The organism is Arthrobacter sp. MYb229, assembly GCF_002975405.1.
Taxonomy (GTDB): domain Bacteria; phylum Actinomycetota; class Actinomycetes; order Actinomycetales; family Micrococcaceae; genus Glutamicibacter.
The window spans coordinates 351,269-369,130 of record NZ_PCPS01000003.1 but is presented as its reverse complement, the minus strand read 5'-3'; the positions used below and the strand labels follow the sequence as shown (position 1 = coordinate 369,130).

Here is a 17,862-nt window from a genome sequence, read left to right as displayed (position 1 = left end):
AAGGCGATAACGCGGCTGCGGCTGTTTGGCGTACGCAGGGAGGATCCTTTCGCTACTCTAGGGTTGGGGGGATATGTTCACAGGATACATGTGTCCAGCCGAACAGGTGTCACGCCGCGGGGACCGAAATTCGGGGGAGGAAGCGAATAGATGGAAAGCAAGCGCAGCCAGATCGCTGCCGATGCGGTCAACGATGCCCAACGACGCATTTCCCAGTGGGCAGAGGTGTTTTCCCTCTGCGCCGATCCGACCCGAATAAAAATACTCTTCGCCATTCATGCAGCCCCGGATTCCTCGGTGAGTCAGCTCGCTGCGGCGGCGGGGCTCAGCGCGAATACCGTCACCCAGGCCTTGGCGACACTGCAGCGGGCGCAGGTAGTTCAATCCACGCCTGACGGGCGTTTCCGGCGCTGGCGGCTAGTTCACGCAGGAGTTCACCAACTCCTGCACCAGATGGATGCGCCGCATTCCGAATTGCACCCCGAACACCTGCCGCCGCAAGCCGAATAAGCACTCGCATCGGCGTCCTCCGGCGGCGCTCGCCGGAAAGGCGGCCAGGCACTTACTTGGCGGTCTGCTGGATATGGTCCAGATGCGCCTCGAGCTTGTTGCTGGCGCGGCTGAGGTGATCGGCCAAGGTGCTGGCGGCCCCCTGCGCGTCATGGGCCTCGATCTGCTTCAGGAGCTTTTGATGCTCCGCGGCTATATCTTTGGTGCTTAGCAGCGTGGCATCCTGCACGTGCGTCATGCACAACCGAATCTCGTCACTGAGCTGGGCATAGCTTGCGCTGGTGCGTTGTGAGCCCAAGGCATTGACCAGCGCAGAATGGAATCTGACATCGGGTTCCACGATCTGCACCGGTGAGGCATTGGATAGCGCGGTGATTTGCGTGTTGGCCTCATATGCTGCCGGTGGAACATGCCCGGTAGTTGCAAGCAATCGCACCGCTTCGGCTTCGATGATTGCGCGCGTCCGGTAGATGTCTCGGGCGTCGGCCGAATTCAGCACGGTGACCCGGGCACTCTGATGCGCGTTGCGGGTCAAGAGCCCGCTGGCCACCAGGTTTTCGAGTGCCGCCTTCGCGGTGGGTCTCGCCACGGTGTAATGCGCGGCGACGTCCACCTCGCTCAGCGCAGTGCCGGGGGTCAGTTCGCCAGCGAAAATTCTGCTCCGCAGATCATTGATGATCGCCTGGACTACCGAGACGACACCGAGCCTTGCGGGCATGGAATTCCTTTCAAGAAACTTGCTGACCCCTCGAGTATCCCACGAAAGGCACTAACATAGCATGTGTACTTGTTAGACAATTTTCTTATTCGGTAGGCTGGGCCTACCAACCGCACAGGAGCGCATCATGGCATTGAGCACGCCGGCACTCGGCGAAACCAAGGTTTCGCCGAGCATCCTTGACTTGGTCGCCGAGCCCGACCGCGTCAAAACCACGTCAATCGACCGGGTGGCATACGCCTCCGACGCTTCGCACTACCTCTACACCCCGCAGGCGGTGATCATCGCCAAGGACGCAGTCGAGGTTTCGCAGCTTCTTGCGGCCAGCATGCGCGCCGGCCAGCCGGTAACGCTTCGCTCCGGCGGCACCTCGCTCGCCGGCCAGGCGAGCGGTGACGGGTTGATGCTCGACGTGCGTCGAAACTTCCGCGGCATCACGGTGCTTGATCAGGGCAAGCGCGTGCGTGTGCAGCCCGGCGCGACGGTGCGTCAGGTCAATGCGCGGCTCTCGGCATACGGCTTCAAGCTTGGGCCAGACCCGGCCAGCGAGGCGGCCTGCACCATTGGCGGCGTGATCGCCAACAACTCGTCGGGCATGGCATGCGGTACCGAGTTCAACACCTACCGCACGCTGGAATCGATGACCTTTGTGCTTCCCAGCGGCACCATGATCGACACCGCTGCCCCGGATGCCGATGCCAAACTGGCCGCTGCCGAGCCGGAACTTGTCGCCACCCTCGAGCGCTTGCGGGACCGCGTGCGCGGAAATAAGGATTCCGTGGCGCTGATCGAAAAGCACTTTGCCCTGAAGAACACCATGGGCTACGGCATCAATTCCTTCTTGGACCACCAGACGCCGGCGGATCTGCTCGCGCACCTGATTATCGGTTCCGAGGGCACCTTGGCTTTTGTCGCCGAGGCGGTCTTCCGGACCGTGCCGATTCGCAAGCTCGCGATCGCCACCCTGGCGGTCTTTGATTCCTTGGATCTGGCAACTCGCGCGCTACCGGATTTGCTGGACTCGGGCGCGGCGACTCTGGAGCTCATGGACTCCACCTCGCTGCGCGTGGGCCAGAGCCTGCCCGGGGTGCCCGAGGCAATTATGGGCTTCGAAGTCAACGCCCAAGCAGCCCTGCTCGTGGAGTACCATGCGGACTCGGACGAGGAGCTTGCCGGGCTGCAAGGTGATGGGCAGCGCCTGCTGGACGCGGCGTCGCTTCGCGCCCCGGCCGTGCTTTCGGCCGACGCGGTGAACCGCCAGGCCGCGTGGAAGTTCCGCAAGGGACTCTATGCGTCGGTGGCTGGCGCACGCGTTTCGGGAACTACCGCGTTGCTCGAAGACGTTGCGGTGCCCGTTGCCTCGTTGGCCGAAACCTGCGGAAGCCTGCAGGAGCTCTTCGACGAGTACGAGTATGAAGATTCGGTGATCTTCGGCCACGCCAAGGATGGAAATATCCACTTCATGCTCACCGACCGCTTCGAGGGCGAGAGCGCGTTGAACCGCTACAACGCCTTTAACGACAAGATGGTCGACCTGGTGCTCTCCAAGGGCGGCAACCTGAAGGCCGAGCACGGCACCGGGCGCGCCATGGCACCCTTCGTCCGACGCCAGTACGGCGATGAGCTCTACGAAGTCATGGTTCAGCTCAAGGCTGCCTGCGACCCACGGCTGATGCTCAACCCGGGGGTCATCATCGATGAAGACCACGCAGCCCACATCCGCAACATCAAGCTGAACGAGACCATCGAGGTTGAAGCCGACCGCTGCGTTGAGTGCGGTTACTGCGAGCCCGTCTGCCCATCCAAGGACCTGACGCTGACCCCACGCCAGCGCATCGCAGTGCGCCGCGCGATCGCCAAGGCCGAGGCCGAAGGCAACCAGGAGCTCGCCGCAGAGCTCGAGCGCGACTTCGCATACTCCGCGGTGGAGACCTGCGCGGTGGACGGCATGTGCGTCACCGCCTGCCCGGTGCAGATCAATACCGGCCTGCTGGTCAAGCGTCTGCGCCGCGAGGATGCGAACCCGGCGATGGCGGCCGGGTTCAAGGCCGCGGCCAAGGGCTGGGGCGCGGCAACTCGCGTCGGCTCGGTGGCGTTGAGCGTTGCAGACAAGTTCCCGGCGTCGCTGGTCCGTGGCGCCACCGACGTGGCCCGCAAGGTCGTGGGCAACGACACCATGCCGCGCTATGACGCAGATCTGCCGGCCGGCGGCAAGGCGCGCAAGCCGCTGACGGGAAATCTTGGTGCCGCGGGTACCGAGCCAAGCGCCATCTACCTGCCTGCCTGCGTGAACTCGATGTTCGGCCCTGGCGGCGAAGGGCAGGGGGTGGCTCCGGCCTTCGAACAGCTGCTGCAGCAGGCAGGCATTTCGGTGCTGGTTCCGGAAGGCATCGAATCGATGTGCTGCGGTACCCCATGGAGCTCGAAGGGCTACGAGGACGGGCATGCGGTGATGGCCCAACGCGTGCTCGATCAAGTCCACGCCGCCCAGCCGGCGTTTAGGCTACCGGTAATTTCCGATGCAACCAGCTGCACCGAGGGCTTCGCGCATACCTTGGAAGAGCACGGCTTTGAGGTAGTCGACCTGCTGGCCTTCACCTCGCGGCACCTGCTGGACAAGCTCCCGCAAGCCAAGCGGGTCGATTCGCTGACCCTGCACCCCACCTGTTCGTCAACGCAGATGGGCCTGAACGGTGATCTGCAGCAGGTCGCCGAAGCGGTCGCGGAAACCGTGCACGTTCCGGTGAATTGGGGTTGCTGCGCCTTTGCCGGAGACCGCGGCATGCTGCACCCGGAGCTAACCGCCTCGGCCACCGCACGCGAAGCCGCCGAGGTGCGCGAGCTGGACGCCAGCGCCCACGCCTCGTGCAACCGCACCTGCGAGCTGGGCATGAGCCGGGCTACCGGCAAGGACTACCGCCATGTAATTGAACTGCTGGCGCAAGGCACCGGGACCGCTTAGCCGCGCGCGACGAGGCGGACCGCGGACAAGGTGCCGATGGCGAAGACCAGGGTTGCGGCCAGCACCAGAGCCAGCGGTGCGTCCCAGCCCCCGGTGGTGGTATTGAGCCACCCGGCCAACGGCGGAGCGATGGTAGCCGCGACATAGCCTCCGCCCTGGATTCGAGCGGAGGCGGAGGCCGCCTGCGCATTTGTGCTGGTGATCCGCGGGATAAGCGAGAAGATCGCGGTGAACCCTCCACCCTGGGCGACTCCGCCGATCACCGAGAATGCAATGTAGGCCTCTGGTGCGGCCAGCAATCCCAAGGGCAGTGCAATCCAGCAGATGGCTACGACGAGCGCCGGAACCCAGGGGCCGGTGCGGGCGGCCAGCAGCGGAACGCCCAAGGCGCCCACCACCGCGGCGATCTGGAACAGCGAAGCGCTAGCGGCCGAGGAAGCAAGGGAAAGCCCCGCGGTTTCGGCCAGCAGCAACGGAAGCCAGGTGGTGGTCGCGTAGTAGGCGGCGGATTGGCCGCAGAAACCGAAGACCAGCAGGGCGGTCACCTTGCGGTTCCGGGATCTCGCGGCAACCAGCATCGCGGCGTCGGCTTCGGTCGTGGGTCGTTTGGGAGCAGGCTCGTCCGGCAACTCGGCGGACGTGGCGCCCGCGCGGCGCATCCGGAGAAGCAGCAGCCAGAAAACCAGCCCCAAGGCGGTGACAACCGTCCATCCGGCGATCGCGATGCGCCAGCCGAAAGCGGCCGCGAGCGGGGCGGTCCCGAGCAAGGTCACCATGGAACCGACATTCATGGCCGCGGAATACACGCCCGTCGCCACCGGGGCCCGCCGCCACGGCACGTCGCGGCGAATGATGACCGGAACTACGATGTTTCCCAAGGTTATCGCCGCGCCGATCAGCACCGTGCCAGCCAGCAGGAGCGGGGCAGAGCCCAGCGAGCGGATTATCGTCCCGACCAGCACGCCGACCAAGCACAAGATGACGGTGGCCTCGGCGCCGAAACGGCGTATGGTGCCGGTTGCCAGAGGCGTCGCGATGGCGAAAAGTAAAACCGGCAGACCCGTGAGCAATCCGGCTCCGGCGGCGCTGAGCCCGGTGTCGGATTGGATGTCGGCCATGACCGCGGTGGGTGAGATGATCGGCGCACGCAGGCTCAGCGCCAAAATGGCGATTCCGGCGATGACCCAGAGCAAGGCCCAATTCTTCTTGGCTGGGTTGCGATGCGTGGCGATCTCCTTAAGTACACGAGTCGGGGCTCACCTCAAACCCTAGAGCAGAAACGCTAGTGGGTAGGTTATTCCTAAATATGACGCAACAACACGAGGCCCCTTCTGCCCGCAGAGATCGCCCTCTGCCATCCGTGGTAACACAAGAGTTCGGCGCCAGCGGCAAATAGGTCGAGCGCCTTCGCAGATTTCGAAGGCGCTCGAGTATTCGACCCTCGCGGGAGGAAACAGAAAGCTTCCGTGGCTACCCAGCATTTGCCCCCAAAATAATGCAGATGCTGGGGCGCTGGCCACCTATGCGAGAATGGGCTGGAGACGACGTTAATCGATCTACCAGAACTAACGACACCGCAACAACTTGAAACTTCTAGCTACAACGATTTTAGCCAGCTAGCCGCTGCATCGGCAAGCGAAATGGTGGCGTTCGTACGAATCTGAGCAAGGTGAACAAGTGTGAAAAACCTGTATGATCAGGTCAAATAACACATTCTTGTTTTGGAATATATATAGAGGCATATCGGCCCGGGCTCACTCAGGGTGAAATGTCTTCCACGAAATGATCAAAGCTGACGGCCGGCTCCTACAATTAATTCACTAGGCGGAACAAATTACCGTGCGAAAACGAGGACCGTCGATGCGCCGGATTTCAAGGGGAAGCCCTGAAATCTGGGCTCGCCCTTCGCTGGCGTCGCAGGCGACTTGCGGCAATTGCGTCCTGACCGCAATGCGGGCCGGTCGGAACAATCCGGCGCTGGTTCGATGCGCGGCACGAGTCCCGGTCATTTGCTTGCCGGGTGCCACGTAATACTGCTCTGGCTGCATGTAAATTCGGGTTGCCATTTGCGGCAAACCGCCTGAAGCGGTGGGCAATCATGGAAAATTCCCTGGTTCGAAAGGCTCCCCAAATGGCATCAGCCCGCTCCATGGGCATGAGTAGCGGTTCAAATTATCCTGAATACCACCTTCTCGGTGCTATTCACCCCTGCGATTCCTCGGTGGCCAGCACGTAGTCTGTAATCACATACGGAGACTAGGGAGAATCGAATGCGGATCGCGGTGCTGCAAGCCGAGGCAACGGTGCTGAATATTGAGTCCAACCTCGCCTTGCTTGAGGATGCCGCGGCCCGCGCCTCCTCCGGAGGAGCAAGTATCCTGCTAACCCCGGAGCTTTTCACCGTGGGCTATGCACCCAAGTTGCTCCGTGCCGGCCTTGAAGAATCGGTGCTTCCTTCGGTGGTTGAACGGCTTGCGCAGATCGCGGCGAAGCACAAGATTGCGCTGCTTTATTCGTTGCCGCAGCGCGGCGACACCGGATGGCACATCACCTCGACCTTCGTTGATGATTCCGGGAAGATGCTGGCGAACTACGTGAAGGTGCACTTATTCGGCACTGAAGAACTGCAAGCTTTTGTTCCGGGATCTTTGGCAGCCACGGTGCTCGACTACCGCGGGATACGGCTTGGGCTGGCCATCTGCTTCGACATCGAGTTCCCGGAAGTGGTCCGCGAAGCAGCCGTCCGCGGCGTTCAGCTCTTGCTGGTGCCCACTGCCTTGGGGGTGGGCTATGAGCGGGTGTGCACCACCTTGGTGCCCGCAAGGGCCATGGAAAACCAGTTGTATGTGGCTTACGCAAACCACACCGGAACGCAGAATGGATTTGCCCTGGCCGGGACCAGCGTCATTGCAGGACCGGACGGTGAGCTGCTGGCCGGTGGCGGGACCGAACCGGAGCTGCTCTTTGCTGATATCAAGCCGCGGCATATTGCCGAGGCGCAAGCCCGGGTCCCGTATTTGAACGCCTCGAGACCTGACCTGTACCGACAGTGGGCTCAGGAGCGCCCCTAACTGGTCTTGATAAACGACAACGCCAGCAGCAGCTCCATCCGAATCGTGGCCTCGGTGAGGTCCACGTGCAGCAGTTCGCCAATCGTGCCGATATGCCGACGCACCGAGTTCCGGTGCAAGCTGACGGTGCTGGCCGTCAGATCCCACGAGCCATTGGCGCCCAACCACGCCCGCAGTACCGCCAAATACAGATCTCGACGCGCAGCCGGGAGGGCCAAGACCCCGGCAAGCCGCTGCTCTGCCAACTGCATGCTCGCTTCCTGCGGAAGCAGCGACGCGAAGGTGCGCGGCAATTGTGCCGCGTCCAGGCTCCGGCGTTCTTCGAGAATTCGAGGGAGCAGGGCCTTGGCCTGGATCGCCAGATCCCCAAGTGAAGAACCAGCTCGCTCGTCCACCGCTGCTGGGTGGCTGAATGCGGCCAGGTAACCTGCGTCTTCGAGCCGTTTGAACAGGTGCGGGTTCGGGGCCGCTTGCGTAAGTGCCAGGAGCTGTTCGCCGGAGGAGGACACCAGCCTTGTTTCCAGCAAGGAACGCAATGTGGTGATGTGGTGGGCGAAATTGGATTCGGGATCCGGACTCTGCTGGGCGATGGCGGCCACACGGATCTGGCGTTGCGCACCACCGGTGCTCTGGATCAGCAGTCGCAGCTGCTGCTCATCGAGTGCGCTACGCGATCCCAGCAGCAGGCTGCTTGCAAGCTGCGTCGGGGCGAACGAACCTGAGACCTTCTGCCTAGCCACGACTTCCAGCAATCCGAGCGCGGTAGCCACCAGATTATGCTCCACGGCCGTGGGGGTCTGCGCAAAGCTTGCCTGCAGGACGCCCAGCAACGCCGCCTGGCGGCGCCCGGGGGCCACCGCGCGAATCGGGAATCCAAGATGCGTGCCCGTCGAGTCCTGAAGCAGCGCAAATTGTTGGCTGCCGTCGGACTGTGTGGCCTGCTCGTACAGCAGTTCAGTTACTTCGGAGGAGAGCGTGGGGCCGTCCGGAGCGCAGGCAGAATAGCGCAGCCGCAGGGTGCTGCCGAAGAGGCGGACCGTGCACTGGGCACGCTGCGAAAGCGTCGCCACGAGCTGCTGTTCGGGGTTTCGATCCGAGACGCAGCGGATGAGCGCACGGTTCGCTTCCGCATTATTGCGCAGCAGGGCCGCACCGTCGGCTTCCAGGAGCTTGGAAAAGGCGATGCCCACCGCGGCGAAGGGAAGGCTGGCCGGTATCTCCCACAGCGTCAGATTAAAGCGCTTGCAGGCTCGAATTACCGTTTTCGGGATCTCGGTGAAATAGGGTTCCAGTCCGAAACCCAGGGCGCTGACCTTCGCTTCGGAAAGCCGGTGAATGAACTCATCCACCTTCTGCTGGTCTTCTTCGACGCCGACTAGGGGAAATCCGCTGGTGAGAATCAATTCGTTATCCAGCAGATAATCGGTTGGGTCATCCATATCGCTGGGTTCGACCCAGCGCAGGGGGAGATCCCCGGAGTCGTGGACCACTCTCACCTCGCCCGGCAGCTGGCTGAGGAAACGGCCCATGCTCATCGTATTTCCGGGGAGCGCCGTGAAGTTTCGAGTCGATCCAGGCGCTTGCCCATTAGGTGCATTTTGTCCCATGTTCAATAATATTAGTTCAAAAACGCCTCCCCTGAGATGTGACTCACAGCCATAGGGTTGAGTTCGACAGAAAATTTCTCCCCAGTGAGGTTTCAGCATGAACAGCACCCTCGAAACGATTGATCGGCCAAGCACTGCCCTCGGGCCGCAGCTGCGCCGACGCAAGTCGATCAGCAGCATGCTTCGGGAAGCGGAGACGAATTCGGGACATGGCCAGCTGCGCCGTTCGCTCGGCGTGGTCCAACTGACCATGATCAGCATCGGTGCGACCATGGGTACCGGCATACTGGTGATCCTCGGTGCCACCGTGCCGATCGCCGGCCCGGCCATCTGGATCTCCTTCGTGATTGCCGGCGTGACGGCTCTGCTCTCGGCGGTCTCCTACGCCGAGATGGCGGGCATGGTCCCGGTGGCCGGATCGAGCTATTCGTATTCCTATGCGACCATGGGCGAAGGCATCGCCTGGATCTGCGGATGGTGCCTCGTGCTCGAATACGCGGTCTCGGTAGCCGCGGTGGCAGTCGGCGCCGGTGAATACGTGAACGAGACGCTGCGGGCCTTCGGCCTGGAACTGCCCACCGCGCTGGCTGGCGGACCGGCCGAGGGCGGCGTGGCAAACCTGCCTGCACTGATCGTCGTGGTGCTGGCGACGCTGCTGCTGGTGCGCGGCGCCAAGGAATCCGCCTGGGTCAACACGGTGGTTGTCATCATCAAGGCCAGCATCCTGCTGCTCTTCTGCGCGGTGGCATTCAGCGCGTTCAACGCAGGAAATTTCGAACCGCTCCTGCCGATGGGCGCCGCCGGAGTGACCGCGGCCGCTTCGACGGTGTTCTTCTCCTACATCGGATTCGATGCGGCGTCCACGGCCGGAGAGGAAGCGGTAAATCCCAAACGCGACATGCCGCGCGCCATCCTGTGGTCCATGCTGATCGTCACCATCACCTATGTGCTGGTAGCCGTCTCCGCTATTGGCGCACGCGAATGGAACTGGTTCGAGGGAACCGAAGCGGCGCTCGTGCAGATCATCGGTGAAGTAACCGGCCAGCCTTGGCTAGTGCTGCTCTTCGCGGTCGCCGCGGTGCTGGCCATAGCCTCCGTGGTGCTCACGGTGCTCTACGGGCAAACCAGGATTCTGCTGTCGATGTCCCGTGACGGACTGATTCCCAAGACCTTCGGCGAGATCTCTTCGCGTACCGGAACGCCGGTCCGCGGAACCCTCATTACCGGCTTCCTGGTCGCGGCCACCGCCGGCTTCATTCCCCTCGGTGCGCTGGCGGATGCCACCAGTATCGGTACGCTCTTCGCCTTTGCGCTGGTGGGCGTCTCGGTGATGTATCTGCGTCGCAGGCAGCCGCTGGCGCCGCGGACCTTCCGGGTGCCCTTCTACCCGCTAACCCCGATCCTCGGCGTTGCCGCCTGCGTGTTCCTGATGAGCCAGCTCGGACCTGACACCTGGTTCGTCTTCGGCATCTGGATGCTTGCAGGCATCGGCATCTACCTGGGCTACGGGCGCAGCCGCTCCCGGCTGGGCCAATTATCCAAGAAAGAATACATCGCCAGCCACATCGGCGAACAGTAGCAATTTTCCCTATACTCCAACTAATGGCACGAACCAAAGGAAACGCAGGACACTCCCATGAGCACTTTTGAGACCGCAGCTACCTCATCTTCCGGCACCGCGCCACAGACCGATGGCAGCATCAATATGCTCAATCCGGACTTTCCGTTCGGCTACGACCTCTTTCTGGCGCACCCCGACGGCCTGGGAAGCGTGCCGGCGGAGCTCTACGGCACCGAGGTGGCCGTCATTGGCGCCGGATTGTCGGGTTTGGTCACCGCGTATGAGCTGATGAAGATGGGGCTCAAGCCAGTGATCTTCGAAGCGGACGAAATTGGAGGCCGGCTGCGCACCGCCAGTTTCCAGGCAGCACCGCAGATCACCTGCGACCTTGGAGGGATGCGCTTCCCGGTGTCCAGCAAGGCGCTATTCCACTACATCGACGAGCTGGGGCTGGAAACCTTCGATTTCCCGAACCCGCTGGCGGAGCCAACCGGTTCAACCGTCATAGAGCTCAAGGGCCAGAAGATCTATGTGGAAGACCCGGACGACCTGCCGGTCTTCTACCGTGAAGTGGCCGAGGCGTGGAAGCGTGCCCTGCAGGATGATGCCCAGTTCGTGCAGATGCAGCAGGCCATCAAAGCCCGCGATACCGCAAAGATCAAAAGCATCTGGAATGATCTGCTCGACGAATATGACGAGGAAAGCTTCTATGGATTCATCGCGAATTCCCGGGCCTTCAAGGAAGCCGGCTTTGAGCATCGCGAGGCCTTCGGCCAAGTCGGCTTCGGCTCCGGTGGCTGGGATACCGACTTTCCGAACTCCATCCTGGAAATTCTTCGTGTGGTGTACACGGATGCCGATGACAACCACCGGGGTCTGAGCGGCGGCGCCGCGAAACTCCCGCATGCCCTGTGGAACCACGGGCCACAGGAGCTGGCCCACTGGCCTGCGGGCACCTCGCTGGCCTCGCTGCATGGTGGCGCGCCGCGCGGGGCCGTGGCCGAGATTCGGCGCTCGCAACGGAAGGGTTTCGGCGGCGCCCAAGCGATCGAGGTGACCGAGCGCTTCGGCAGCAGCCGCACCTTCGGCGCGGTGGTCTCCACGGTGCAGTCCTGGCTGCTGTCCACCGGTATCAAAATCGAAGAGGGGCTATTCCCGGCAGAACTGTGGACCGCTATCGAGCGGAGCCATTATATGCAGTCATCCAAGACCTTCGTCATGGTAGATCGTCCGTTCTGGAAAGACCGCGATCCAGTCACCGGCGAGTACCTGATGTCCATGACGCTCACCGACCGGTTGAATCGTGCCACCTACCTCTTGGATAACGGCGAGGGCCAGCCGGCGGTCATTTTGCTCTCCTACACCTGGAATGACGACGCGCTGAAGTGGCTGTCGCTGCCTGCCGAACGCCGCATGGAACTCATGCTTCATTCGCTGGAGAAGATCTACCCGAAGCTGGACATCCGAAGCCACATCGTGGGTCAACCGATTACGGTTTCATGGGAGGCAGACCCGAACTTCATGGGTGCATTCAAGGCAAACCTGCCCGGGCACTACCGGTACCAGGAACGCCTGTATACGCACTTCGACCAGCGGGAGCTGCCCGCCGAACACCGCGGGATCTTCCTGGCTGGTGATGACGTGTCGTGGACTGCGGGGTGGGCCGAGGGCGCGGTGACCACAGGGCTGAACGCCGTTTGGGGTGTGCTCCAGCACCTCGGCGGCCAGGATGCCGCGCAAAATCCTGGCCCGGGCCAGTTCCTTGACGAGCTGGGGCCGATGAAGCTGAAAGACGCGGACGAACTGGTTTCCTGATTCGAGCGCCCGGGGATGAATCGTCCCCGGGCGCTCGGTGTCCCACCTCGTGGCAACGCCCGGCTCCAGCTAGCGCAATCGGTGTGGCATGGCCTATGCTGATTCCTGTCAGGAGCCGCCTCATAAGGCTCCGGCGCTCTCAAAAGGGGCGATACCCGTTGCCGAAAGCAACTGGTAACGGCAGACATATATGGAATTTTCTTTAGTTTTCTTCAGGAAAAGAGTCCATTATGTCCAGCGTTTCAGCTGCCATCGCCCATGCCCTTAAGCCGATTGCTCCACAGATCTTTGGTCTGATGGGCAACGGCAACGCACACTTCCTCGATGCCGCCGTTCGCGCAGGCTTTAGCTACACCGCCGTGCGCCACGAGTCCGCAACGGTGTCCGCCGCCGATGCCTACTTCAGGATTTCAAACCGCCTCGCTATCGCCTCGACCACGTACGGCGCAGGTTATACCAACGCCGTCACCGCCTTGGCCGAGGCTGCGGCGGCGCGCACTCCGATGCTGTTAGTCACCGGCGATGCGCCGACGACCGGTTTGCGCGGTTGGGACGTTGACCAGGCCGCCATCGACTCCGGTGTGCGGGCCGTGCGCTACGAGGTGGACCGGCACACCCCGGGCGCAACGGCTCTCGCCGCGGCCGCCCACGCGCTGCGCGAACAGATCCCGGTGGTTCTGTCCATCCCCTACGACCTCGCTGCGGCCCCAAGCCTCGAAGTTGAACTGCCCGAGTTCAACAGCTTCCGCAGTGTTCCTCCGGCGCCTGAACTCAATGCAACTCAACTACGGGCCATCACCGACCTGCTTTTGGCCGCCAAACGCCCGCACATCCTCTATGGTCGTGGAGCCATCGACGCGGCAGCGGGTATTGCCGAACTTGCCGAACGGCTAGGAGCCACCACCTCGGGAACCCTGCTGGCCCGCGACCTGTTGGACTACCCGTACGATCTGGGAATCACCGGTGGCTTCGCCACCGAACGAAACGCCGAAATCATCGAACAGGCCGATACCGTGCTGGTGCTCGGGGCCGGACTTAATCAGTTCACCATGCGCTTCGGGGAGCTGGTCAACGTCGGAGCACAGGTAGTGCAGATCGATCTTGCGGCCAGCGCCACGAGTCCGCGAGTGGATTACTTCGCCACCGGAGACGTCGCCGCCGCGGTTAAAGGTCTCCTGGGCACCGTGGGCGCCCAAGATTCGGGATGGGCCGGCTCGATAAACCTGGGCTCGGTCCGCGACCGCCCGCGGGGGGAGGAGCGCGCCGCGGACGGTCTGCTCGATCCGCGTCGAGTGGCCAGCGAACTGGAAGAGATCTTGCCCCAGAACCGGGTGCTGGTTCAGGACGGCGGGCACTTCATCGGTTGGGGGCCCATGTACTGGTCAACCTCCGGGGCGCGATCGCTGACCTGCGTAGGCACTGCTTATCAGTCCATTGGCTTAGGCATTGCATCCATGGTCGGCGCGGGGGCAGCGGCCGAAGGCCGCACCGTAGTGCTAGCCGCCGGAGACGGCGGATTCCTGATGGGCCTAGCCGATCTCGAATCGATCGTGCGCACCATCAGCAGCGGAGTCATCGTGATCCACAACGACTCAGCCTACGGAGCGGAGGTCCACCAATACGGATCCATTGGCCTGCACGAGGATCCAATGCTCATCCCAACGGTCGACTTCGCGGCACTCGCCACCGCGGTGGGCGCAACGGGCATTCGCATCGACTCGCTGGCCGATTTTTCCAAGGTTCGGCAGTGGGTAGATCAAGGGGCGAAGGGAATATGTCTGGTGGATGCGCGGATCTCACCGAACGTTCGGGCACCATATATGGAAGAAATACTGGTCGCGAACGCGCGGGCCGCCGCGGCGCAGGCATCACAATCCGATTAAGATGCTGGATTATGAGTGCTGATTCGGCGTAGGGTTGCAGAGTGCGCAAAGTCTTAGTAGGAACGGCAAGCCTAGGTTTGGGAGCACTATTAATGTTCCCCGCCACGGGCGCCATTGCCGCCCCTTGGGACGCGCAAGACCCCAACCCCGCGCCGAGCCAGGGGCTGTCTGAAACATCGTTGCGTGTCGCCACGCTAGCCACCGAGATGACCCGGGATGTTCCGGGGCAGCTCTCCGCAGACCTCATGCAGGGAGACGACCGCGAAGCCGCGCAAGCAGCGGACAGCATCACCGCAGCCAATGCCGACTTCGTGGTGCTTACCGGGATGGATGCAGATGAACAAGCCGTGCAGGCGTTCCAGGACCATTACCTGAATAATCCAGAGGACTCCCGGCGGGACGTTGAATACGACTACGTTTACCTAGGCACGGGCAACAAAGGTAAACCAAGCGGCGCGGATCTCAACGGGGACCGGATTGTCGGCGGCCCCGAAGACGCTTGGGGGCAGGGCAACTTCGAAGGCCAAGGCGCCGTCGTTGTCCTTTCCAAATATCAGATAGACCAAGAATCAGTCACCGGAATTTCGGAGCTGAAATGGTCAGCCGTGCCGGGGAGCAGGCTCGATGATTCTGGATTGAGCGGCGCACTGGCGGCTTCAATTCCCGTGATGAGCAGCGGACTTTGGGATATTCCGATCGAGTACCGCGGCAAGCACGTACATGTGCTCGCCGTGCAAACGGACGACGCTTCCGGTGGCTATTCCTTTGCCGAAGCTCGCCAACTCGACCAGTTGCGGGTTATCTCCGATTACCTCGATGGCGAAAAATACCTGCAGGGTGACCAGGGGGTAAAAACCCGTGGAGTCGGAAAAAGCCCATATGTCTTAGCCGGTTCCCTAGGCCAGCAGCCATCCTCGTTGGCCGCGCGGGATGCGCTGCTGCATCAAGCCGACCATCCCGAGGCGCTCAGCGATTCTGGAAATTATCTCCTCCCAAGTAGTGCCTGGCAGGTCCTTGGCCAAGGGCATATCGGCGACCGAGCACCGCTCCAGGCGCAAACCATCGACGGCCCGTCCCAAATCAACGATCCGGCTCCCGCCCTGATCTGGACCGATATTCAGTTCTAAACTTCTTCCACCAACAGCCGCCGCAGGTGCTCGTTGAGGAACAACCCCTGCGGGTCCACCGTGGACCGCATCGCCTGGAAATCGGCGAAACGCGGGTATAGCGCGGACAGCTGCGAAGCACCCAAAGAATGCTCTTTGCCCCAGTGCGGCCGCCCTCCATGCCTGCGCAGAATTCGTTCGGCCGCAGGGAAGTATTCAGGCACGTTATCGCGGACGTAGCGATGCACCGCGAGATAGACAGTCGGCCGCCCGCTGGCGGTTCCCAGCCAGGTGTCATCGGCCGCCGCGGTGCGAACTTCTATCGGGAACACCACTGGTGCCGGAGCCTTGGCCAAATAGGCTCGGAACTCGGCGAACGCGGTGCCGAAGCTTTCCAGGGGCAGGGCATATTCCATTTCGGTGAAGCGCACACGTCGCGGCGAGGTGAAAACTCGATACCATTGACCGGTGTGCTTGCGCTCGGAGAGCGCCGCGGCAGCCAGCCGATTTAATCGCGGAATCAACTGCGGACGCAGCGCGCCGAGGGTACAGATCGCCTGGAGCGCACCGTTCGATAGCAATTCGTCATTGAGCCACGTCGATACCTTGCCCGGCGCGTTCGGTGCGCTGATGCCTGCCGGCAGGCGAGTATTGGCTTTGACAAGAGCCCTGCTAGTGCCGGAGAACCAGAAGAACTCCAGATGATCTGTTGACCTTGACCGTTCGATAAAACTCTTCGAGATCTGGTCAATGTCTTCCACGCGCTCCACCGCGCTGAGCATGAATTCCGGGACGCAGCGGAGTCTGACATGGGTGATCACCCCGAGCGCACCGAGACTTACCCGGGCAGCCTGAAAAAGCTCCGCATTCTCGGTGGGAGAGGCGCGCATCTCGGTTCCGTCGGCCAGCGTGATGCGTAGCCCGCTGACCATTCCGCTAAATCCGGTGAACGCCAGCCCGGTCCCGTGAGTCGAGGTGCTGATCGCACCGGCAAGCGATTGCCGATCGATGTCTCCCATATTGGCTAGTGCCAAATTGTAGGGTCTAAGCAGCCTGGGAATCTGCCACAACCGAGTGCCCGACCGGAAGGTCACCTCGTGGGTGAGCGCATCGACCTCTTCGATTCCTTGGAAGCCATCGAGATTTAGCAGTACGCCCGAAGTCTGGACCAGCGGAGTGAATGAATGCCCAGCGCCCATGGCGCGCACCGTGTACCCCTCTTTCGCGGCCTTCGCGAAGACCCCGGGAAGCTGGGCGGGGTCGGTGATGCTCTGCCACCGTGCCGGTGTTGCGCTGACGGTCCGCGAAAAATTGGCGAAACGCTTCACAAAAATGCCTTGCCCTCACCACGATAGGTCGGCCAATCTTCGACGATCTGCCCGTTTGAGTACACGGCCAGACGATTGAGCCGTTCGGCCGGCTCACCTGCCTTGGCGTGGCGCAGCCATACGGTGTCGCCGATTTTGAGCTTGCTTGCTGTGGCGCCGCGCAGCGGGGTTTGCACCTCGCCGGCTGCTTCCAAGGGAAGGTACTTGAGTCGTTTTGGCCAGGCGATCTGTGGCAGGCGGCTCTTTCCCGACGGACCCGAAGCGATCCAGCCGCCGCCGAGGATGGTGACGATGTCGGGTTCGGGACGGCGGACCACGCTGAATCCGAGGAATAGAGCTGGGGTAGGGCGGAAAGATTTGTAGGCATCGAACAATGCCGGGGCGAAGAGTCCTGATCCGGCCGAAACTTCGCTCACCCCAGACTCCTGCACGCTGGTCTCGATAGAACCGGTGCCGCCGGCGTTGACAAATCTCAACGGGGCCACCGCGTTGACTAGCTGAACAGTTTCGTTGCGACGCTCGGCTAGCTCGGCGGCACTGCGTTTGCGCATGGTCCGCGCGAGCAGCGCCTTCAGCCCGAATCCTCCGTCCGGCACCGAGGCGATCTGAGACTCGTAGCCCATCAGCCCCTCAACCTTGAAGCCGCTGCGTCTGAGCACTAGGCGTGCCAGCTCGGCCACGTCTTCCGGATCATGCAGTGGCGAACGGGCGGCGCCCAACCGCAATGATGGAGAGGGGTAGTAGGCCGCATCAAGTTCCAGTGCAACTTTCAATTCCAGATGCCCCGGCGCAACCTTGTCGATGAGGTCCAATTGCGCCACGTCATCGATCATCACCGTGATCTGGTCGCGCGCCTGCTCGCTGCTGGCCCACCGGCTGATTGCGCCCGGGTCTGTTTGCGGGTAGGCGACTACTAGGTCTTTTAGCCCGTGGCTCGCCAGCCACAGCGCCTCGGCGAGGGTGAAGCACAGGACGCCGCTAAACCCAGGTTGCGCTAAGACTCGTTCAAGCGCCCAACGTACTCGTAGGGACTTGGATGCCACCCGAATGGGAATGTTCCCGGCTCTTTCGCGCAGAGCGATCGCATTCCGGTCGAAGGCTTCTAAATCGAGTAAACCGACCGGGCGTTCACGCATTCCGGCCTTTTCCAGTGCCTGGTTATAGCGCTTGGCCTGTGCATTCTTCATAGGCCAACTCTTGCACCGCGGGACGGGCGTTTCAAGGAAAAGTTCGATTCTGGTGGGGTATTGATAATTCGCGGCAAGAATCCGGCATTTTCCCGGGAACTATCAGGCTGGAGC

The 17,862-nt window shown here is 62.2% G+C and carries 12 protein-coding genes; 7 read left to right on the top strand and 5 right to left on the bottom strand.

Going from position 1 to position 17,862, the window contains the following annotated elements:
• Positions 1-150 precede the first annotated feature (150 nt).
• Positions 151-510 (top strand): helix-turn-helix transcriptional regulator, encoded by a 360-nt coding sequence (locus tag CQ019_RS12375; RefSeq protein WP_105553619.1) that lies wholly within the window; start codon positions 151-153, stop codon positions 508-510.
• Between the two features lie 52 nt (positions 511-562).
• On the opposite strand, the gene CQ019_RS12370 is transcribed toward CQ019_RS12375, so the two are convergent.
• Positions 563-1,228, bottom strand: a complete 666-nt coding sequence (locus tag CQ019_RS12370; protein WP_105569811.1) for a GntR family transcriptional regulator — start codon at positions 1,226-1,228, stop codon at positions 563-565.
• Between the two features lie 127 nt (positions 1,229-1,355).
• Between CQ019_RS12370 and CQ019_RS12365 the strand changes: the two genes are divergently transcribed.
• Positions 1,356-4,190: an FAD-binding and (Fe-S)-binding domain-containing protein gene (locus tag CQ019_RS12365; protein ID WP_105569810.1), complete on the top strand. Its 2,835-nt coding sequence runs from the start codon at positions 1,356-1,358 to the stop codon at positions 4,188-4,190.
• Here the strand turns inward: CQ019_RS12365 and CQ019_RS12360 are convergent.
• Positions 4,187-5,383: a CynX/NimT family MFS transporter gene (locus CQ019_RS12360; RefSeq protein ID WP_105553616.1), complete on the bottom strand. Its 1,197-nt coding sequence runs from the start codon at positions 5,381-5,383 to the stop codon at positions 4,187-4,189. The genes CQ019_RS12365 and CQ019_RS12360 overlap by 4 nt on opposite strands.
• Before the next feature lie 1,077 nt (positions 5,384-6,460).
• On the opposite strand from CQ019_RS12360, the gene CQ019_RS12355 reads away from it, so the two are divergent.
• Entirely contained in the window at positions 6,461-7,261 is an 801-nt protein-coding gene (locus CQ019_RS12355) for a carbon-nitrogen hydrolase family protein (RefSeq protein WP_105553615.1), read from the top strand.
• Here the strand turns inward: CQ019_RS12355 and CQ019_RS12350 are convergent.
• A complete protein-coding gene (locus tag CQ019_RS12350) occupies positions 7,258-8,868 on the bottom strand; it encodes a PucR family transcriptional regulator (RefSeq protein ID WP_181148460.1) in 1,611 nt (536 codons plus the stop codon). The genes CQ019_RS12355 and CQ019_RS12350 overlap by 4 nt on opposite strands.
• Before the next feature lie 97 nt (positions 8,869-8,965).
• Between CQ019_RS12350 and CQ019_RS12345 the strand changes: the two genes are divergently transcribed.
• The 4 genes from CQ019_RS12345 (at position 8,966) to CQ019_RS12330 (ending at position 15,254) form a co-directional block, all read left to right on the top strand.
• A complete protein-coding gene (locus CQ019_RS12345) occupies positions 8,966-10,447 on the top strand; it encodes an amino acid permease (RefSeq protein WP_105553613.1) in 1,482 nt (493 codons plus the stop codon).
• A 126-nt stretch (positions 10,448-10,573) separates the two neighbouring features.
• Positions 10,574-12,244 (top strand): NAD(P)/FAD-dependent oxidoreductase, encoded by a 1,671-nt coding sequence (locus tag CQ019_RS12340; RefSeq protein ID WP_105569848.1) that lies wholly within the window; start codon positions 10,574-10,576, stop codon positions 12,242-12,244.
• Positions 12,245-12,474: 230 nt separating this feature from the next.
• Positions 12,475-14,127 (top strand): thiamine pyrophosphate-binding protein, encoded by a 1,653-nt coding sequence (locus CQ019_RS12335; protein ID WP_105569808.1) that lies wholly within the window; start codon positions 12,475-12,477, stop codon positions 14,125-14,127.
• Between the two features lie 92 nt (positions 14,128-14,219).
• On the top strand, positions 14,220-15,254 hold the full coding sequence (locus tag CQ019_RS12330) for an endonuclease/exonuclease/phosphatase family protein (RefSeq protein ID WP_105569807.1): 1,035 nt from the start codon (positions 14,220-14,222) through the stop codon (positions 15,252-15,254).
• On the opposite strand, the gene CQ019_RS12325 is transcribed toward CQ019_RS12330, so the two are convergent.
• Complete coding sequence (locus CQ019_RS12325) at positions 15,251-16,561, bottom strand: D-arabinono-1,4-lactone oxidase (RefSeq protein ID WP_105569806.1); 1,311 nt, start codon at positions 16,559-16,561, stop codon at positions 15,251-15,253. The two genes, CQ019_RS12330 and CQ019_RS12325, sit on opposite strands and share 4 nt — an antisense overlap.
• Entirely contained in the window at positions 16,558-17,748 is a 1,191-nt protein-coding gene (locus CQ019_RS12320; protein ID WP_105569805.1) for an alanine racemase, read from the bottom strand. Before CQ019_RS12320 ends, CQ019_RS12325 begins: the two co-directional genes overlap by 4 nt.
• Positions 17,749-17,862 lie beyond the last annotated feature (114 nt).

Excerpts from the sequence above, each read along its gene's own strand:
- CQ019_RS12365 (WP_105569810.1), top strand. The coding sequence starts at position 1,356 with ATGGCATTGAGCACGCCGGCACTCGGCGAAACCAAGGTTTCGCCGAGC.
- CQ019_RS12345 (WP_105553613.1), top strand. The coding sequence starts at position 8,966 with ATGAACAGCACCCTCGAAACGATTGATCGGCCAAGCACTGCCCTCGGG.
- CQ019_RS12340 (WP_105569848.1), top strand. The coding sequence starts at position 10,574 with ATGCTCAATCCGGACTTTCCGTTCGGCTACGACCTCTTTCTGGCGCAC.
- CQ019_RS12375 (WP_105553619.1), top strand. The coding sequence starts at position 151 with ATGGAAAGCAAGCGCAGCCAGATCGCTGCCGATGCGGTCAACGATGCC.
- CQ019_RS12320 (WP_105569805.1), bottom strand. The coding sequence starts at position 17,748 with ATGAAGAATGCACAGGCCAAGCGCTATAACCAGGCACTGGAAAAGGCC.
- CQ019_RS12355 (WP_105553615.1), top strand. The coding sequence starts at position 6,461 with ATGCGGATCGCGGTGCTGCAAGCCGAGGCAACGGTGCTGAATATTGAG.
- CQ019_RS12350 (WP_181148460.1), bottom strand. The coding sequence starts at position 8,868 with ATGGGACAAAATGCACCTAATGGGCAAGCGCCTGGATCGACTCGAAAC.
- CQ019_RS12335 (WP_105569808.1), top strand. The coding sequence starts at position 12,475 with ATGTCCAGCGTTTCAGCTGCCATCGCCCATGCCCTTAAGCCGATTGCT.
- CQ019_RS12370 (WP_105569811.1), bottom strand. The coding sequence starts at position 1,228 with ATGCCCGCAAGGCTCGGTGTCGTCTCGGTAGTCCAGGCGATCATCAAT.
- CQ019_RS12330 (WP_105569807.1), top strand. The coding sequence starts at position 14,220 with ATGTTCCCCGCCACGGGCGCCATTGCCGCCCCTTGGGACGCGCAAGAC.